Consider the following 16,668-nt stretch of genomic DNA (forward strand, 5'->3'; position numbering starts at 1 on the left):
GCGGGAGCCGGCAAGGCCGGAGCCGTCGCGAAGGTACTCTCCGTCGCCGGCAAGGCCGGCAAGGTCATCGACCCCATGACCTACATCGCCAAGGGTGCAGGCGCCGGCCTGTCGAAGATCGGCGACATCACCAAGGGCCTCAAGGGCATCACCAACATCGAGATCCCCAAACTCCCCGACGGTTCGGTGCAGTTGCCCGACGGTCGCATCCTGGAGCCCAACGGCAATCTGGTCGCGCCGAACGGCGTGGTCGAAACGACTCCGATCCCGCACGACACGGTCCCACACACCTCGGGCCTGCCGTCGTCCTGGCAGATTCAGCAGCCGGTGTCGACGGGAGTTCACGCGGGAAGCGGCTTCCCCGACATGGCGCCGCACACCCCCGGTGGCGGCTTCGACAACGTGCCGCACGGTCCGGGCGGCCAGGTACCGGGCGGACCCGGCCACATACCGAACGGATCGTTCGGCCCCGCTCCGGCAGCCTTCGACCCGGTGAGCCACGCACCCGGCCACGTCCCGGGCGGCGTCGGCGGTCACGTTCCCACCGACCACTTCCCCACCGGCGCGGGACACGACATCCCGGGCCACCCGGCCCCGGGTCACGACCTGCCGCCCACGGGACCCCACGGTCCCGGCCACGACGCACCCGGCAGCAACCCGCACACCCCGGACACGCCACACGCCCCGGGCCATGACGGACCGGGCACACACGGGCACGACGGTTCGCACGGCGGCGGCCACGACAACGCGCACGGCGGGCACGCGGACGACGCGTCCACGCACGCCGACGACGCGGCGCACACCGGTGACCACGGCAGCCACGTCGACCCGCACGGCTCCGCCGACGACCTCACGCACGGCGCCGACGACGCGACGACGGCCGGCCACCACGGTGCGGACGGCCCCGGCGCAGGTGGAACGGCGGACGACTTCAAGTACACGCCCCACGTGTCGGAAGCCGATTTCGACGCGCTCTCCACCGCCGAGAAGCACCGGGTCGCCGCCGCCGAACTCACCGACGGCACCGTTCCGTTCGCGGACGACTTCGATGCGGTCCAGTACGGCCGGGACTACTGGAACGACTACGTGGAAGATCTGGACCCGTCCGCGCAGCAGGCGCTTCGGGACTACACGGGCGACTCGTTCCCCTCGTACAAGGACATGAACGGCTACCTGAGGAACGACCCCTACTACGGTCCCAGGCCCGAGGTGCTGCACGACATCAGCGAGATGGACCGGGTGATGTCGACCCGCCCCGTGCCGGAGGACGTCATGGTGGTGCGCGGCACGGGCATCGGGCACCTCGACCTCGACTCGCCACTCGAAATGATGGGTGGCACCTTTGGTGACGAGGGCTATCTGTCCACATCGCTCGGCAACCACCCGGTGCCCAGCTTCGCGGGGAAGGACGCCATCCTCCACCTGCGGGTCCCGAAGGGGACGCCCGCGCTGTGGCTGGAGAAGGTCAGCCATTACGGCGTGACCGAGCGTGAGATCCTTCTCGGGCGCGGCTCGGAGTACCGGGTGACCCGAGTCTTCGTGGACGAGGCCGGACAGGCCCAGGTGTACGGCGAAGTCCTGCCGAAGTGACAGAGGAAGAGTGCATGACCAGCGAGAACCGACCCAATCCGCGCTTCGAGGAAGACATGCAGCTCAAGCGGGTCGCCGGGCCGCCCCGCTACAACCGTGTCGCGCAGGGACCCGTGCAGTACGTGCGGGTCGCCGACAGCGACGGCGTGGTGATCGGCTACGTATGGGCCAACGACGAGGGTGACGCCGCGGGCTGGGTGACGCCGCAGGGACTGGGGGCCGCCGCGATCAACGCCGGAGCCGCATGGCTCAGGAAGCTGCGGGACGCGAAGTCCCGGGGCATCGCTCCCACCGCCCTGCTCGCCGAGCTGGTCCGGGACACGAGTGACATCAAGGGCAGCGGTGTCGTGCCCGGCTCGCTGGCCGAGGCTCCGTCGCTCGCCCGGTTCAAGGAAATGGTCAGCGGGGGCTGAGTCCTGCACCGACGCCCACGACGAGAGCGGACCATGACCTACGAACCCGACGCACCGCGCTACCGCGCCGAGACCGACAAGCCGGTCCACCACCTCACCGTCGCCGACGCACGCGGCGAGGCGATGGGCTACCTGTGGGCCAACGACGAGGACGACGCCGCCGGTTGGTGTCTGCGGCCCGCCGGTGACCGGGCCGGGTTCGACAAAGGGATCGAGTGGTCCGCAGAGCTCAGAACCGCCAAGGCGCGCGGGCTGGTACCCACAGCCGCGCTCGCCGAGCTGGTCCGCGGCTCGGACCCGAGGTGCGTCAGTCATGTCGTCCCGGACTCCCTGACCACGGCCCCGTCCCTGGCCGCGCTCACGGAGCTGGCCCACGTCGTCACCGAGGCCGACGACCGGCGTCTGCTGGCTCAGCTCGACCGCGAGAACGCCGACGCGTGGCGCGAGCCGAGGGAGGCACTCGCCGCACCTCACGGACGAGGACCGCGAGGTGCGGTGGTCCGAGGGTGGGAAGCAGCCCGACGGCACCTGGCTGATGAGCTACCCGCTCCACGGCGAGCGGCTCGAACGCCTGGTGCGCGCACTGCCCGCCGTCGGCGCGGTGACGCCCGCGTACCTGTGGCAGGACAACCCGCCGCCGACCGTGCCCGCCGACGGACGGCTGAGTCCGGCCGACGCGGTGCGCGCGGCCACGGCCGTGGTGCGCGGGGAACGCTTCTGCGACGGGACCATCGCCCAGGCCGCGAGGGACGGCCTTCTCGACGCCGTGGCCGAGTCGTTGTGTGGTTGGTACGAGGCCGAAGCCGACGGCCCGCACGGCGTTCCCTGACGAATACGGAATACCGGTTCGCCGTACTCGCTCGTGCCCGCAACGTGGGCTGTACTGCCCGCTCGCCCATGCCTTATGTTGCAGGAGTGAATTAGGGGATTCCCGTACGGTGCCTGCCGGCTGATGCGGAATATGCCGCTCCCCGGAGTGCGCGGGAGTGCCCCGGCCCCGGCCGCCGTCCCTCGCGCAGACGGGCCGATGATGCAGCGACCATGACCGACGCAACGTACGACTGAGGCAACGGACGACAAGACGAATGGCACGGGATTACGACAGCCAGCTTCTGGAGTCGGTGGCGGTACGCCGGCGCAGGATGCGCGACGCACTGCTGTTCGGCGCACAGCGGGCACGGCGCACGGCGGACGAGCGGCTCGGGAAGGTGTTCGCGGGGATCGCCATCGCCGCCGTGCTGTGTGCGGGATGCGTGGGGTGGTCCTTTGTCCAGAACATGCTGGAGAAGCAGAAGGCCGAGCAGCAGAAGCAGCAGCAGCGTCAGGAACAGCAGTACCAGCAGCCGACGAAAACGGCGCAACCGGAGAAAACCGGGGAATCGGCGAAGAATCCCCAGTAAGTCACTAACTCCGGCAAATTCAGAAAGAGTTCCCCGCAAAGGGGACTGAGAAGGCGCTAGTAGCATGGGCACGCCAAGCTGCCCGACTCCTCAAAACGTCGCGATGATAGGTTCCCGTAAAGTGGTGAGCACAGCAACGACTTCCCGAGCGCAGCTCAGCCGGGTGACTCTGGTCGGTGAGCGACGCCGGGCCGATATCGTCCTGCCGTCCGACACACCGATCGGGCAGCTGCTGCCGGACATTCTGCAGTTGCTGGACGACCGGGCGGCGGCACGCCCGATGACACGGCAGTTGATCACCTCGGACGGCTCCGCGCTCCCGCACGACAGCACGCTGTCCTCGGCGGGTATCGCGGACGGTGCGGTGCTCCGGCTGGTCCGGGCCCACTCCGCGCCCCCGGCCCCGGTCGTGCACGATGTCACCGACCTGGTGGCCGACGACCTCGATCTGCAGGCCTGGCGCTGGCGTCCCGCCGCGCGCCGGACGAGTGCGGGTGTGGCGTCCGTGGCCTTCGCGGTGGTCGCCGCGCTGCTCGCCCGGCGCGAGTTCGCCCTGGACGCGCTGACCGCCGCCCTCGCGGCCGCCACGCTCGTCCTGCTGGCGGCCGGTGCGCTCATCGCGAAGATCGGGCAGGGCAACCGGGGTCTGGCGACCGCGCTCCTGCTCGCCTCCGGCAGCCTCGGCATCCTCACCGCCTGGACCGCCGCGGACGCCTACGACTGGTCGGGGACCTCGCGGCTCGCCGCCGTCGCCGCCGCGCTGGTCCTGACACTGGTGCTGCTCGGCTACTTCTCGCCGCTCGGCCGCGGCGGGCTCATCGGCGCCGTCGCCACCACCGCGATCACCGTGGTGTGGGAAGCCGTCGCCGCCGTCCAGGACGACCTGGCCCGGCTCGGCGCCGTCATGGCCGTCTTCTCCGTCGTACTGCTCGGTCTGCTTCCCCGGCTGGCGCTGGCGGCCTCCGGGCTCACCGCACTCGACGACCGCCGCTCCGGTGGCGCCTCCGTCAGCCGCCACCAGGTCGGCAACGCACTGGCGGCCACCCACCGCGGCCTCGCCCTGGCGACGGTGGTCACCGCGGTCTCCGCGGCGGCCGGCGGCTGGCTGCTCACCCTGGCCGACAAGCCGTCCGTGTGGACCGTGGCGCTGCCCTCGCTGGTGGCTCTCGTGCTGCTCTCCCGGGCGCGGGCCTTCCCGCTGGTCGCCGAGGTCGTGGCGCTCTTCGCCGCCGCCGCGATCCTGGTCGTGCGTCTCGTCATGTTGTGGATGCAGCACGCCGGGGGTGCCGGACCGCTCGCCCTGCTGTGCGTGGCCGCGGTGCTGCCGCTGCTCGTCCTGGCGGTGCAGCCGCCCGAGCACGTGCAGGTCCGGCTGCGGCGCATGGCCGATCTGGTCGAATCCATCGGCGTGGTGGGGCTCTTCCCGCTCGCCGTCGGTGTGTTCGGCGTGTACGGACAGCTGCTCAACAAGTTCTGAGTCGACGCGCAGGTGCTCCGGGCGGGGCAGCAGGGCGAAAAAGAAGGGCAGACATGCCGAACGAAGACAACTGGCAGGGCGATGTGCTGCGCGCCATGAGGGGCAACGCCGCCCAGGAGGGCGCGCAAGACCCTGACGGTCAGGGGTACGGCGCTCCCGCGCAGGGTCAGGGCGGTCAGGGCGGTCAGCCGTACGGTGCCGCCGCGCAGGGCCCCGGCCTTCCCGCGCAGAACGCCCACGCCTACGGGACGCCCCAGCAGCACCCCGGCTACCAGGAGCCCCAGCCGTCCCAGCAGCAGTACCCCGGTTACCGACAAGAACAGCCGCAGCACCAGCAGTACCAGGGCTATCAGGAACCGCAGCAGCCCCAGGGCTACCAGCAACCGCAGCAGCCCCACCAGCAGCAGTACGTCGGCTACCAGGAACAGCAGCCCGACCAACAGCCGCAGCAGACCCAGCAGCACCAGGGCTACCAAGAGCCGCAGCAGCCCCAGCAGCACCCCGACTACCAGGGGCAGCAGGCCGTGGCCGCGCACCCCGTCGGGCAGCAGCCGCAGCAGGACCGGCCCCGGGCGCAGGCCGCGTACACCCCGAGCACCCGGCCCCACCACACCCCCGACTCCCGGCCCGTGGTGGACCGGGGGCTGGCCGCCGTCGGGCGCAAGGCGCGGCGCGGCGAGCCGTTCGCCGCGCGGGCCGCGCGCGCCCTGCGGGTGAGCGTGTCCTCGTCGGCCGCGCGCGAGGTCGCCCGTACCACCGCCACCGCCGAGATGCTCCAGCAGCCCGTGACGACCGGTCGGCAGATCGCCGTGACCTCCATCCGGGGCGGCGCGGGCAAGTCGACCGTCGCCGCGCTGCTCGGCACCACGTACGCGCACTACCGCCAGGACCCGGTCCTCTTCGTCGAGGCCGACCCGGCGCTCGGCTCGCTGCCGTTGCGGCTCGGCGCCGAGTCGCTGCGCTGGACCACCGGTGACCTGGCGGGCATCATCGAGCCGCAGATGTCGCTGCTGGACATCACCGGCTATCTCGTCCAGCTCCCCGGCAACGCCTGGCTGCTGCCGGGCAGTCAGGGCCAGATCGGCGCGATGCTGGACAGCCGGGCGTACGAGCGGGTCATGGTGTCGCTGCGCCGCTACTTCGGCGTCACCGTCGTCGACTGCGAGACGCTGCCCGCCGAGGTCGCCCGGGTCGCGCTGTCCGCCGCCCAGGCCCGGGTGCTGGCCGCCCCCGCCACGCTGGAGGGCGTCACCAGCACCTACGCGGTCCTCCAGTGGATGCAGTCGCTGCCCCGGCAGGTCATCGCCGGCACGGTCGTCGTGCTCAGCGAACTGGTGCCGCACCCCGGACTCGATCTCGACGAGGCCGCAGAGAAGCTGAAGGCCACCGGTGCGAGTGTCCAGGTGCTGCCGTACGACCGGCATCTGGCGGCCGGCGGCGAGATCCGTACCGAACTCCTGGCGCACGCGACCAGGGAGGCCGCCACCCGGCTCGCCGCCGACGTGTTCCGGCTCTCCCAGCAGCACCACTGATCACCGATCGGCAGCACCACTGATCCCGACCCCGAGTGACGGACGACGATGAGTACCCGACTGATCCACCGACCGGCCAGGACCACCCGGCCACCGGCCGCCTCCGAGGCGCGCACCATCGAGGCCCCGCCGAACCTGCCCGAGGGCAAGTCCGGCAACATCGCGATGTCGCTGTTGCCCGTCGCCGGTGTGATGTCCTCCGTCGTGATGATGACGGTCGTACGCAACAGTCAGTTCGCCGGGCTCGGGGCGATCATCCTCGTCGTCACCGTCATCGGCTCCGTGGCGCTGGTCTTCTCTCAGCGTGGCAAGGCCCAGCGCACCCGCCGTACCCAGCGCGAGGCCTACCTCGCCTATCTGGAGGACCTGCGCGAGGAACTCTCCGTCGAGGAGCGCCGGCGGGCCGAGCGGGCCGATGTGCTCAATCCGCCGCCGCACGCCCTGTACGACATAGTGCGCGACCCGGCCCGGGTCTGGGAGCGGCGCCGGCTCGACGGCGACTTCCTGCGGGTACGCGTCGGCACGGGTGAGATGCCGGTACGCGATCTGACGGTCGCCCAGCAGGGCTCGTCCGTCCTCTCGCCGCCCGACACCTTCATGCTCAACGAGGCGTCCGCGCTGATGGACCGCTTCCGTACCGGCACCGAACTCCCGCTCACCGTCCCGCTCGACCGGGTCGGCAACATCAGTGTCATCGGCCCCCGCGAGGACTGTCTGCGCATCGCGCGCGCCCTGCTCGTCCAGACCGCCGCCACGCACGCCCCCGACGACGTCGCGATGGCGCTCGCCGTGCCCGGTGACCGGCTGGCCGACTGGGAGTGGGCCAAGTGGTTGCCGCACCTGCTCGACACCGAGCAGTTCGACGGCCCGGTCGCGGCCCGCCGGATCGCCCCGTCCGCGCCCCAGCTCGCCCGCCAGATCGGTCCGGAGCTGCGCCGTCGTGCCTCGTACGCGGCCGAGGTGCGGCGTGGTCTGTCCGGGAAGGACGCGCTGTCCATGACGTCCCGGCTGCTGGTCGTCACCGACGGGCACGGCGAGGACGCCGTCGACCTGCCGCGCCCGGACGACGCGGTCGGCCTGCGCGAGATGGGCGTCAGCGTGCTGCACCTGCTGGAGCACCGGGTCCAGGAGCCGGGGCACGTCAGTGTCCGCATCACCGTCGGCGGCGACGGGGTGGTCATCGAGGACCTGCGCGAGCAGGAGCCGATCAGCGCCCACGGCACCGTGGACGAGGTCAGCATCCCGTTCGCCGAGGGACTGGCCCGGATGCTGGCGCCGATGCGGCTGTCCGCCGAATCGCTCGTGGACGCCCCGCTGTCCGGTCCGGTCGACTTCGCCGACCTGCTCGGCATCGACGACGTGGCGCAGCTCGACCTCTCGCACCTGTGGGCGCCGCGCGGCGAACGTGCCTTCCTGCGCGTGCCGATCGGTATCAGCGACTCCCACCAGCCGGTGCTCCTGGACCTCAAGGAGTCCTCCGAGCTGGGCATGGGCCCGCACGGGCTGTGTGTCGGTGCCACCGGTTCCGGCAAGTCGGAGCTGCTGCGCACCCTGGTCCTCGCCCTGGTGGCCACGCATCCGCCGGAGGACCTGGCCCTGGTCCTGGTCGACTACAAGGGTGGTGCGACCTTCGCCCCGTTCGCTGAACTGCCGCACGTGGCCGGGGTCATCACCAACCTGGAGAACCAGGCGGGCCTCGTCGAGCGCGTCCACGCCTCGCTGGCCGGTGAGGTCAAGCGCCGCCAGCAGGTACTCAAGGACGCGGGCAATGTCGCCGACATCGGTGACTACGCGGCGCTGCGCGCGGACCGGCGGCCCGATCTGGATCCGCTGCCGCATCTGTTCGTCGTGATCGACGAGTTCGGTGAACTCCTCACCGCGAAGCCGGACTTCATCGACCTGTTCCTGTCCATCGGCCGGATCGGCCGCTCCATCGGTGTGCATCTGCTGCTGTCCAGCCAGCGCATCGAGGGCGGCAAGCTCAAGGGCCTGGACACCTATCTCTCGTACCGGCTCGGTCTGCGCACCTTCTCCGCCGACGAGTCGCGTACGGTCCTGGACACCACGGACGCCTTCCATCTGCCGCCGCTGCCCGGTTTCGGCTATCTCAAGGTCGACACCAGCCACTACGAGCGCTTCAAGGCGAGCTATGTCTCGGGCGCGTACCGGGGCCCGGTGCAGCGTACGCAGGAGGAGGACGCCGGTCCGCTCGCCCTGGAGTACGAGGCGTTCAACACCCTGGCCGAGCCGGAGAGTTCGGGCGAGGAGCCAAAGGTGCGGCGCCGGGAGACCGGGCCGACCGAGATGGGTGTCATCGTCGACCAGCTGCGGGAGGCGGCCGGTCCGGTGCGCCGCATCTGGCTGCCGCCGCTGCCCGGCGCCATCGCCCTGGACAAGGTCGCGGGGCCGCTGGACGTGGGCCCGCGCGGGATGCAGCTGGCCAAGCGGCGCGGTCCGCTCCAGGTGCCGCTCGGTCTGCTCGACGACCCGACCAAGCAGTGGCAGGGCCAGTGGTACCTGGACCTCACGGTGGCGGGCGGTCACGTCGCGATCATCGGCGGTCCGCAGGCCGGCAAGACGACGCTGCTGCGTACGCTCGCGCTCGCGATCGCGCTGACCCACACCCCGCAGGAGGTCGGCGTCTACGGTCTCGACCTGGTCGGCGGCGGTCTCCAGGCCGTGTCGGGGCTGCCGCACGTCGGCGGCGTCGCCGGCCGTGCGGACCGGGAGCGCGCGGGGCGCACCGTCGAGGAGGTGCGGGGCATGCTCGCGGTCCGCGAGGAGCTGTTCCGCGAGCACAACATCGACTCCGTGGAGCAGCTGCGTTCGCTGCACTCGGCGGGCCGGCTGCCCCAGCTGGCCTCGGCCGAGATCGTGCTGATCATCGACGGTTTCGGTGCGCTGCGCGATGACTTCGACGAGCTGGACGACGCCGTAGTCGACATCCTCAAGCGCGGTGGCGGCTACGGCATCCACGTCGTCGCGGGCATGCTCCGCTGGAACGATGTGCGCATCGCCACCCAGTCGAACTTCGGCACCCGGGTCGAGCTGCGGCTGAACGACCCCAGCGAGTCCAGCATCGACCGCAAGCTGGCGCAGACCCTGTCGCCGGACGAGCCGGGCCGCATCCTCACCGACGGCAAGCTCTTCGCACAGGTCGCGCTGCCGCGCACGGACGGTCTCGCGGACGTCTCGGACCTGGGCGCGGTCCTGGAGCACACGGCCCGCACGGTCCGCGCCACCTGGAGCGGGGAGGTCGCCCAGCCGGTGCGGATCCTGCCGCACGTCCTGGAGCCGCACCTGCTGCCGGGCCCGGTCGCCGAGCCCAAGCGGGTGCCGATCGGCCTGGACCAGACGGCGCTCGCGCCCGCCCTGCTCGATCTGTTCCACCACGACCAGCACCTGCTGATCCTGGGCGACAGCGAGTGCGGCAAGACGAACCTGCTGAAGACGGTCGCCGGTGGGCTGATCGAGCGCTACGGCGAGGAGGAGCTGGTCTTCGCCGTCATGGACCCGCGGCGCGGTCTGCGCGGCGCGATCCCGGAGGAGTTCCGCGGCGGCTACGCGTACAACCCCAAGATGTGCGCGGGGCTGGCCGCCGGTATCGCCACCGAGCTGGAGAAGCGGCTGCCGGACGACCGGGCGGACACCGAGGACCTGGAGCCCGGCAGCTGGGGCAGTGGCCCGCGGATCGTGATCCTCGTCGACGACTACGACGTGCTGACCACGGCCGGGCAGTCGCCGCTCGACCCGTTCCTGCCGTACATCCCGTCCGCCGTCGACATCGGGCTCCACTTCGTGCTGACGCGCCGGGTCGCGGGCGCCTCACGCGGCATGTACGACCCGCTGGTGCTGGGGCTGCGCGAGTCGGGGGCCTCGGCGCTCCTGATGGCGGGCGACCGCAGCGAGGGCCAGCTGTTCCCCGGTGTGTACGCGACCCAGCAGCCGCCGGGGCGCGGTGTGTTCATCCGCAGGGGCCAGCCCAACCGGCTGATCCAGACCGTGTACACCGCGGAGTGACGTACCGGGGTGCGGTCCCGTTTCCGCGGGCCGCGCCCCACCGCACATCCGCACCCGGACGAAGAAGGAACGGCCGACCACATGACCAAGGACGTCATCGCCCTCACCGCACGCATGCCCGACCCGTTGACCGTGCTCGCGGGTCTGCTCGCGGGCGGCCCGGACAAGCTGGTGGGGACGACGGGCGAGGATGCCGTCGTGCAGCTCTGCGACGATCAGGGCCGGCCGCTCGTCTCCATCGAGGCGCCGCTGCTGGTGCAGGTCGCGGGCGAGGCCGAGCGGCTGCTCGGGGCCACCGCGCCCCCGGTGCCGTTCTGGTGGACGGAGGCCCGCGCCACCACCGGTGTCGAGGAGGCCGAGCTGCTCGCGGGCACCTTCGCGGCCCGGATCGCCACGCTGGCCGGGGGCTCCGCCTGGCCGCCGGAGGCCGCGCGTTCCCTCGCGGTGGTGAAGACCGACGGGGTGAGCGTCGCGCCCACGCCCGCCGCCGCGCAGCCCGCCGTGGACGCGCTCACCGACAAGGCGGCCGTCATCATCCAGGACCGTCCGGTGATCGCCATGACGGCCTGGCTCTCGGACGCGTTCCGGGCCGCGGCCAATGCCGAGCTGGGGCTCCAGATCGTCACCTCTCCGGGGGCCACGCTCTCCCCCGCCGTACGCAACAGCCTCAGCGGCTGGCCGTCGCGCTGGGTGGTGCAGGACGAGAAGGACGGCTACTACGACGGTCTGTCCGGTGCCGTACTGCGCTGGCAGAACGGCATGTTCGCGACGGTCGAGTCGGCCGATGCCACCCCCGAGGACCCGCGCACGCCGGTGGCCGCCGCCTACCAGGAGGTCGCGAACACGGGTGAGCGTCAGCTGGCGATCTCGTTCCGCACGGTCCACCCGGCGGACGACCGGCTGGTGCTGGGCGGGGCCCTGGAGTCGGTGTGGCAGGAACTGACGGGGCAGGCCCCGGCGGGGTGGGGCACCGCCGAGCCCGCCAACCTGCCGTGGTCGCTGCGCCGGCTGACCGATGTCGCCTTCGACCGGGCGCCCGAGCCGACCTGGCTCGTGGTGGTCGGCAGCCCGGACCGGCCGGGCCTGGCCACGGTCCGCATCAGCCGTACGAAGGCGGGGGTGGAGGAGGACGTCACGCTGGCGTTCGGTTACGGCCCCGGCGAGGAACCCCCGGTGGACGCCCTGCCCCGGGTGGCGGAGGTGCTGGCCACTCGCCACCACCTCCAGTCGATGCTGGTCCAACTCCGCAAGGCCCGACGCGACTTGGCCGTTCCGCCGCGCTTCGAGGGGCCCGGGGTCCCGCTGGCCTTCGTGCTCGGCGCGGAGGAGGTGCGCGAGATGCCCGGCGACCGTGCGCGGCGCACCCCGCTCGCCGAGCCGCCGGTCCAGCTCGGCCCGAGGACACGTCCGGCGCTGTACTACCCGCTGCCGGGTGATCCGTCGGACCTGTCGGGCTGGCAGGACTTCGAGCGGCTGATGCGGCATCTGAAGGGCGCCTGAGCAGGATTACGGGACAGCCCTCAGGCTTGCCGATGGCCCCCGGCGCCGGATTTCCGGCCCGGGGGCCATCGGCATGCCCGGGGCCGGACGGCGTGAAATCGACGGCGTGGGCGCCTGGGCCGTCGACAGACGATCACCACAAGAGGTCGCCAAATGCTCAGAGATGTTCATTCGTTCCTGACGATCAAGCAGTTTCAGCCACAAACGGCTTCCCTCTTTCGTCAACAGGGGGTTGACTGGGGGTCACGCATGGTGATGCCACCGTCCTGAGCCAAGGGCGATTGCCACCGCGGGCCCGCAGGCCCGGCCCCGATGCCCCGACCCCCGGCGGAGGAGAGTGAGCAGGGATGACTTCCTCGTCTCGCACCGTGAACCTCTGGCCAGGGTCGGTGGGTGCGGGCGGCCCGCCCCGATGCGTACTCGGCGCCGACACGTGAGTCCGACCGGATACCCGTTCGTATCGTTCATCCGAATCGTTTCGACGAGGGGCACCAATGAGCCAGATCACGCTGCCAGCGTTTCATATGCCGTTCCAGAGCACCGGATGCAATCCCGGCCTTGAGGAGACCAGGGAGGCCGCATGGGAATGGGCCGAATCCAACGACCTCTCGCTCTCCCCGGTGGCCCGGAAGAAGATGATCCGGACCAGGCCCGAACTCTGGATATCCCTCATATTCCCCACTGCCTCGCAGCAACATCTCGATCTCTTCTGCCAGTGGCTCTTCTGGGCCTTCCTCGTCGACGACGAATTCGACGACGGGCCCGCCGGACGCGATCCGCGCATGTGCGAGGCGGCGATCGACCGGCTGGTCACCGTTCTCGACGGCGGCCCGCCGCGCGGCGCCATGGAGCGCGCGCTCGTGGGGCTGCGGACCCGGACGTACCGGGACCGCTCGGCGCGCTGGATCCGGCAGTTCCGGCGGGACACGGTCGCCTGGCTGTGGACGTACTACGCCGAGGCCGTGGAGCGGGCCGCCGGACAGGCGCCGACCCGGTCCGAATTCGTGAAGCACCGCCGGGACTCGGTGGCCATGCAGCCCTTTCTGGATCTCCATGAGATCACCGCCGGAATCGACCTTCCGGAATCGGCCCGGAGTCTTCCCGCGTACATCGCGCTGCGCAATGCGGTGACCGATCATTCGGGGCTCTGCAACGACATCTGCTCCTTCGAGAAGGAGGCACTGCTCGGATACGAGCACAATGCGGTGCACCTCATCCAGCGTGATCGCGGCTGCACGCTCCAGGAGGCCGTCGACGAGGCCGGGGCGCAGCTCGCGAAGGTCGCGGAGCGGGTGCAGCGCGCCGAGAAGGAACTGATCGAGGAAATAGAAGCGGCCGGTATCCAGGGCCCCACCCGGACCGCGCTGGAGCGGTGCGTGCGGGACTACCGCGGGCTGGTCCGGGGCGACTTCGACTACCACGCCCGCGCGGAGCGCTACACCCGTCCCGATCTCGTCGAGGTCGACGAACGGGAGTCCCTGTCGGAGCACTTCGCGGCCTGACCGACCCTGATCCGCCGGACAGCCCCTAGCCGTCAGCACGGCGCGGGTGCCGACGACCGGAGGCCCGGCAACGGCCTCCGGTCCCGCGCGGTGCGCGGCCCCTCCCGGGGCGCGTTGTGCTTCCCGGGGGCAGCCCTCAGGGTCCGGCCGGTCCCGACCGGCCGGACGGCTTCCGGCCGAAGTCGCCGTCCCTCGGCGCCTGTTCGTCGTCGGCGGCCGTCAGCGGCAGTGCCCGCAGAGCCAGCGCCCACCCCAGTCGCGCCTCGCCCGACTCCGCGGAACGGCCGGTGAGTTCGGCGATCCGGCCGATCCGGTTGAGGACCGTGTTGCGGTGGCAGTAGAGCTGCTCGGCCGCACGCGCCGCCGAGCAGCCCTGGTCGAGCCAGACCCGGAGGGTGCCGAGCAGCACGTCGCGTTCCGCCGCCGTGTCCAGTACGGCGCCCAGCTGCGTGGTGACGATGCGCTCGGCGATCTCCGGCCGGCCGACGAGGAGCACCTCCGCGAGCCGGTCGTCGAAGGCCGCCGCCTCACCGCTTCCGGCGGGCAGTGTGCGCAGCGCCTGCTCGGCCAGCCGCAGGGCCCGGCCCGCCTGGGCCAGCCGGTCGAACTCCGGTGACACGCCCGCGGTGGCACCGGTGCGGTGGCGCAGCAGGTCGAGCAGGACACCGGACTCCCCCGCGGCCAGCCGCACGATTCCCGCGTACCGGCCCGACCGGGGCCGCCAGAAGGACCAGATGCCGTGGTCGTCGAGGACGGGTGCCGGGTTGGGCGGCGCGGCCGGGTCCTGGGCGGCGACGACGATGACGTACCGGTCGTGGACCGGCACGCCCAGCGCGGCGGAGGCCGCCGCCGTGACCGCCGGATCGTCGCCGCGCCCGTCGAGCAGGGCCTCGAAGAGGGCGACGCGGCGGGTGTCCTGCCTGCCCTGCATCTCCAGCTGGGTCAGCCGGTACGACTCCGCCATCACCAGCGAGTAGCGGTCGATGGTCTCCCATACGGCACCCGCCATGTCGAGCTCGGTGTCCCGGTCAGCCGCGACCGGCCCCACGGCGTCCGGTGTCCCGCGCGTCGCCCGCAGATGCTCGGCCATCATCTGCCACATCACCCGGCCACCGCGCCGGTACGCCTGCAGCACGGTGTCCAGTGGTACGCCCTGTTCCGCGCGCCGTCGCCCCGTCTCGCTCGCCGCATGCTCGAAGCCGCCCCCGTTGGGCGGCAGCCCGCCGAAGTCCTCCAGCGCACGCAGCAGGTTGTCGCGGCAGATCCCCCACAGATCGTCCCGGCTGACGGGCGAGCCGGAGGCGTAGGTACCGCTGTGCGCGTGGATGTCGTCGACGACCCGCCGGGTCAGTTCGTCGATCCCCGGCACAAGGGCGACGGCCAGGGCGCGCCGCAGCTCGCCGTCGTCGTCACCGTCGCGGTCGGGGCTGGGGCCCCGGGCCCCCGGGTTCTGCGCCATGACCGAAGGCTAACGCCCACGCGTTAGGCGGATGCCTTGTCGGGTACCGCTCCGAGTGGCCGCTGCCCAGGTGGGGCGTACGCATGGTGGGCAACTGCACATTGTGCCGGGGCGGGGCCACGGCCGATTCTGAGCAGGAGCAGCCGTGTGAACGCCATGTTTCCTGGAGCGTGTCATGTTTCTCAGCGTCGCAACCGTCCTGGGTGAGTCGGCCCGCAGGTATCCCGACCGGGTGGCCGTGGTCGATCCGGGCACCCGGATCAGCTACCGCGAGCTGTGGGCGGGGGCGCTGCGCTGTGCGGGCGCGCTGCGGGCGTCCGGGGTCCGGCCGGGCGACCGGGTCGCGGTGCTGCTGCCCAATTCGGCGGACTTCCTGTACGCGTACTACGGCGCGCTCGCCGCCGGGGCGACGGTGGTGCCGGTGCACGGGCTGCTGGTGGCCGACGAGGTGGCGTTCGTGCTGCGGCACAGCGGTTCCGTCGCGCTGATCAGTGACGGTCCGCTGTGGCCGGTCGCCGAGGAGGGGGCGCGGGCCGCGGGGGTCCGGGCCGTGCGCGGCGTGCCGACGGGCGGCGAGCCGCTGCCCGCCCCGGAGCCGGCGGCCCCGGAGGACACCGCGGTGATCCTGTACACCAGCGGCACGACCGGGCGGCCCAAGGGGGCGCTGCTCACCCACCTCAACATCGTGATGAACGCCTCCGTGGTCGCCCACGACCTGCTGGGGCTGAATGTCGACGACGTGATCCTCGGCTGTCTTCCGCTGTTCCACAGCTATGGGCAGACCTGTGCGATGAACGCGACGCTCCGGGCCGGGGCGACGCTCGTCCTCATGCCGCGCTTCAGCGGCGCAAGCGCGCTGGAGCTGCTGGCCGCCGAAGGGGTGAGCGTCTTCATGGGCGTACCGACGATGTACCACGCCCTGGTCGAGGCGGCGGCGCAGGACGACACGACGCACCGCCTCACCCTGCGCGCGGCCGTCTCGGGCGGCGCGGCCCTCCCCGTCGCCGTGCTCGAACGCTTCGAGGACACCTTCGCGACGCAGGTCCTGGAGGGCTACGGGCTGACCGAGACCTCCCCGGTCGCCACCTTCAACCAGCCGGAGCTCGGCCGGCGCCCCGGCACGGTCGGCCACCCGGTGTGGGGCGTGGAGACCGGCGTGGCGGACGCGGCGGTGGAGGACGCCGTGGTGCTGCTCCCGGACGGCGAGGTCGGCGAGGTCGTGGTGCGCGGCCACAACGTGTTCGCCGGGTATCTCGACGATCCGGCGGCGACGGCCGCGGCGGTGGTAGACGGCTGGTTCCGCACCGGGGATCTCGGGGTCCGGGACGAGGACGGCTTCCTGAGCATCGTCGACCGGAAGAAGGACCTGGTCATCCGGGGTGGCTTCAACATCTATCCGCGTGAGGTCGAGGAGGTGCTGGTCCGTCACCCGGCGGTCTCCGAGGTCGCGGTGATCGGGGTGCCGGACGAGGCGCGCGGTGAGGAGGTCTGCGCGGTCGTGGTGCTGCGTGCCGGAGCGGAGGCGGTGACGGAGGAGGAGCTGATCGCCTGGTCCAGGGAGCGGCTCGGGCGGCACAAGTATCCGCGGATCGTGCGGTTCACCGGGACGCTGCCGCTGGGACCGACCGGCAAGGTCCTCAAGCGGGCCCTGACGGCGGCCTCCTCCTGACCCCACCGGCGCCCGCGCATCACTCCAGCAGCCCGGTCCGGGTCGACGCGGCCCCGGACCGGGTACGTATCGAGCCATCGACACCGTCCGCGACCGCGCCGCAGAA

General features: G+C 71.8%; 10 protein-coding genes and 1 pseudogene. 10 read left to right on the top strand and 1 reads right to left on the bottom strand.

Features of this window, described 5'->3' with window-relative positions:
- The 9 genes and pseudogenes from ABZY11_RS20755 to ABZY11_RS20795 all read left to right on the top strand — a co-directional run.
- Nucleotides 1–1,590: ADP-ribosyltransferase (locus ABZY11_RS20755; RefSeq protein ID WP_356480536.1), on the top strand; the 1,590-nt coding region annotated here is incomplete at its 5' end.
- 14 nt (nt 1,591–1,604) lie between these two features.
- Nucleotides 1,605–2,003 (top strand): hypothetical protein, encoded by a 399-nt coding sequence (locus tag ABZY11_RS20760; protein WP_356480537.1) that lies wholly within the window; start codon nt 1,605–1,607, stop codon nt 2,001–2,003.
- 475 nt (nt 2,004–2,478) lie between these two features.
- Nucleotides 2,479–2,832: pseudogene (locus ABZY11_RS20765) on the top strand (DUF6508 domain-containing protein); the annotation flags it as partial.
- 256 nt (nt 2,833–3,088) lie between these two features.
- Complete coding sequence (locus ABZY11_RS20770; protein WP_356480538.1) at nt 3,089–3,403, top strand: hypothetical protein; 315 nt, start codon at nt 3,089–3,091, stop codon at nt 3,401–3,403.
- Between the two features lie 103 nt (nt 3,404–3,506).
- Nucleotides 3,507–4,880, top strand: a complete 1,374-nt coding sequence (gene eccD / locus ABZY11_RS20775; RefSeq protein ID WP_356480539.1) for a type VII secretion integral membrane protein EccD — start codon at nt 3,507–3,509, stop codon at nt 4,878–4,880.
- Nucleotides 4,881–4,933: 53 nt separating this feature from the next.
- Nucleotides 4,934–6,412 (top strand): MinD/ParA family protein, encoded by a 1,479-nt coding sequence (locus tag ABZY11_RS20780; RefSeq protein WP_356480540.1) that lies wholly within the window; start codon nt 4,934–4,936, stop codon nt 6,410–6,412.
- Nucleotides 6,413–6,460: 48 nt separating this feature from the next.
- Nucleotides 6,461–10,432 carry a type VII secretion protein EccCa gene (gene eccCa / locus ABZY11_RS20785; protein ID WP_356480541.1) on the top strand — a complete coding sequence of 1,324 codons (3,972 nt, stop codon included), beginning with the start codon at nt 6,461–6,463 and terminating at the stop codon, nt 10,430–10,432.
- 81 nt (nt 10,433–10,513) lie between these two features.
- Nucleotides 10,514–11,932 (top strand): DUF6177 family protein, encoded by a 1,419-nt coding sequence (locus ABZY11_RS20790; protein ID WP_356480542.1) that lies wholly within the window; start codon nt 10,514–10,516, stop codon nt 11,930–11,932.
- Nucleotides 11,933–12,456: 524 nt separating this feature from the next.
- Nucleotides 12,457–13,434 (top strand): terpene synthase family protein, encoded by a 978-nt coding sequence (locus ABZY11_RS20795; RefSeq protein ID WP_356480564.1) that lies wholly within the window; start codon nt 12,457–12,459, stop codon nt 13,432–13,434.
- A gap of 136 nt (nt 13,435–13,570) precedes the next feature.
- On the opposite strand, the gene ABZY11_RS20800 is transcribed toward ABZY11_RS20795, so the two are convergent.
- Nucleotides 13,571–14,893: a helix-turn-helix domain-containing protein gene (locus ABZY11_RS20800; protein WP_356480543.1), complete on the bottom strand. Its 1,323-nt coding sequence runs from the start codon at nt 14,891–14,893 to the stop codon at nt 13,571–13,573.
- A gap of 175 nt (nt 14,894–15,068) precedes the next feature.
- Between ABZY11_RS20800 and ABZY11_RS20805 the strand changes: the two genes are divergently transcribed.
- Nucleotides 15,069–16,562, top strand: coding sequence for a long-chain fatty acid--CoA ligase (locus ABZY11_RS20805; RefSeq protein WP_356480544.1), 1,494 nt, complete (start codon nt 15,069–15,071; stop codon nt 16,560–16,562).
- The last annotated feature ends 106 nt before the right edge of the window (nt 16,563–16,668 follow it).

Source organism: Streptomyces sp. NPDC006510 (assembly GCF_040611955.1).
In the GTDB taxonomy this organism is placed as follows: domain Bacteria; phylum Actinomycetota; class Actinomycetes; order Streptomycetales; family Streptomycetaceae; genus Streptomyces.

Excerpts from the sequence above, each read along its gene's own strand:
- ABZY11_RS20760 (WP_356480537.1), top strand. The coding sequence starts at position 1,605 with ATGACCAGCGAGAACCGACCCAATCCGCGCTTCGAGGAAGACATGCAG.
- ABZY11_RS20770 (WP_356480538.1), top strand. The coding sequence starts at position 3,089 with ATGGCACGGGATTACGACAGCCAGCTTCTGGAGTCGGTGGCGGTACGC.
- eccD (WP_356480539.1), top strand. The coding sequence starts at position 3,507 with ATGATAGGTTCCCGTAAAGTGGTGAGCACAGCAACGACTTCCCGAGCG.
- ABZY11_RS20780 (WP_356480540.1), top strand. The coding sequence starts at position 4,934 with ATGCCGAACGAAGACAACTGGCAGGGCGATGTGCTGCGCGCCATGAGG.
- eccCa (WP_356480541.1), top strand. The coding sequence starts at position 6,461 with ATGAGTACCCGACTGATCCACCGACCGGCCAGGACCACCCGGCCACCG.
- ABZY11_RS20790 (WP_356480542.1), top strand. The coding sequence starts at position 10,514 with ATGACCAAGGACGTCATCGCCCTCACCGCACGCATGCCCGACCCGTTG.
- ABZY11_RS20795 (WP_356480564.1), top strand. The coding sequence starts at position 12,457 with ATGCCGTTCCAGAGCACCGGATGCAATCCCGGCCTTGAGGAGACCAGG.
- ABZY11_RS20800 (WP_356480543.1), bottom strand. The coding sequence starts at position 14,893 with ATGGCGCAGAACCCGGGGGCCCGGGGCCCCAGCCCCGACCGCGACGGT.
- ABZY11_RS20805 (WP_356480544.1), top strand. The coding sequence starts at position 15,069 with ATGTTTCTCAGCGTCGCAACCGTCCTGGGTGAGTCGGCCCGCAGGTAT.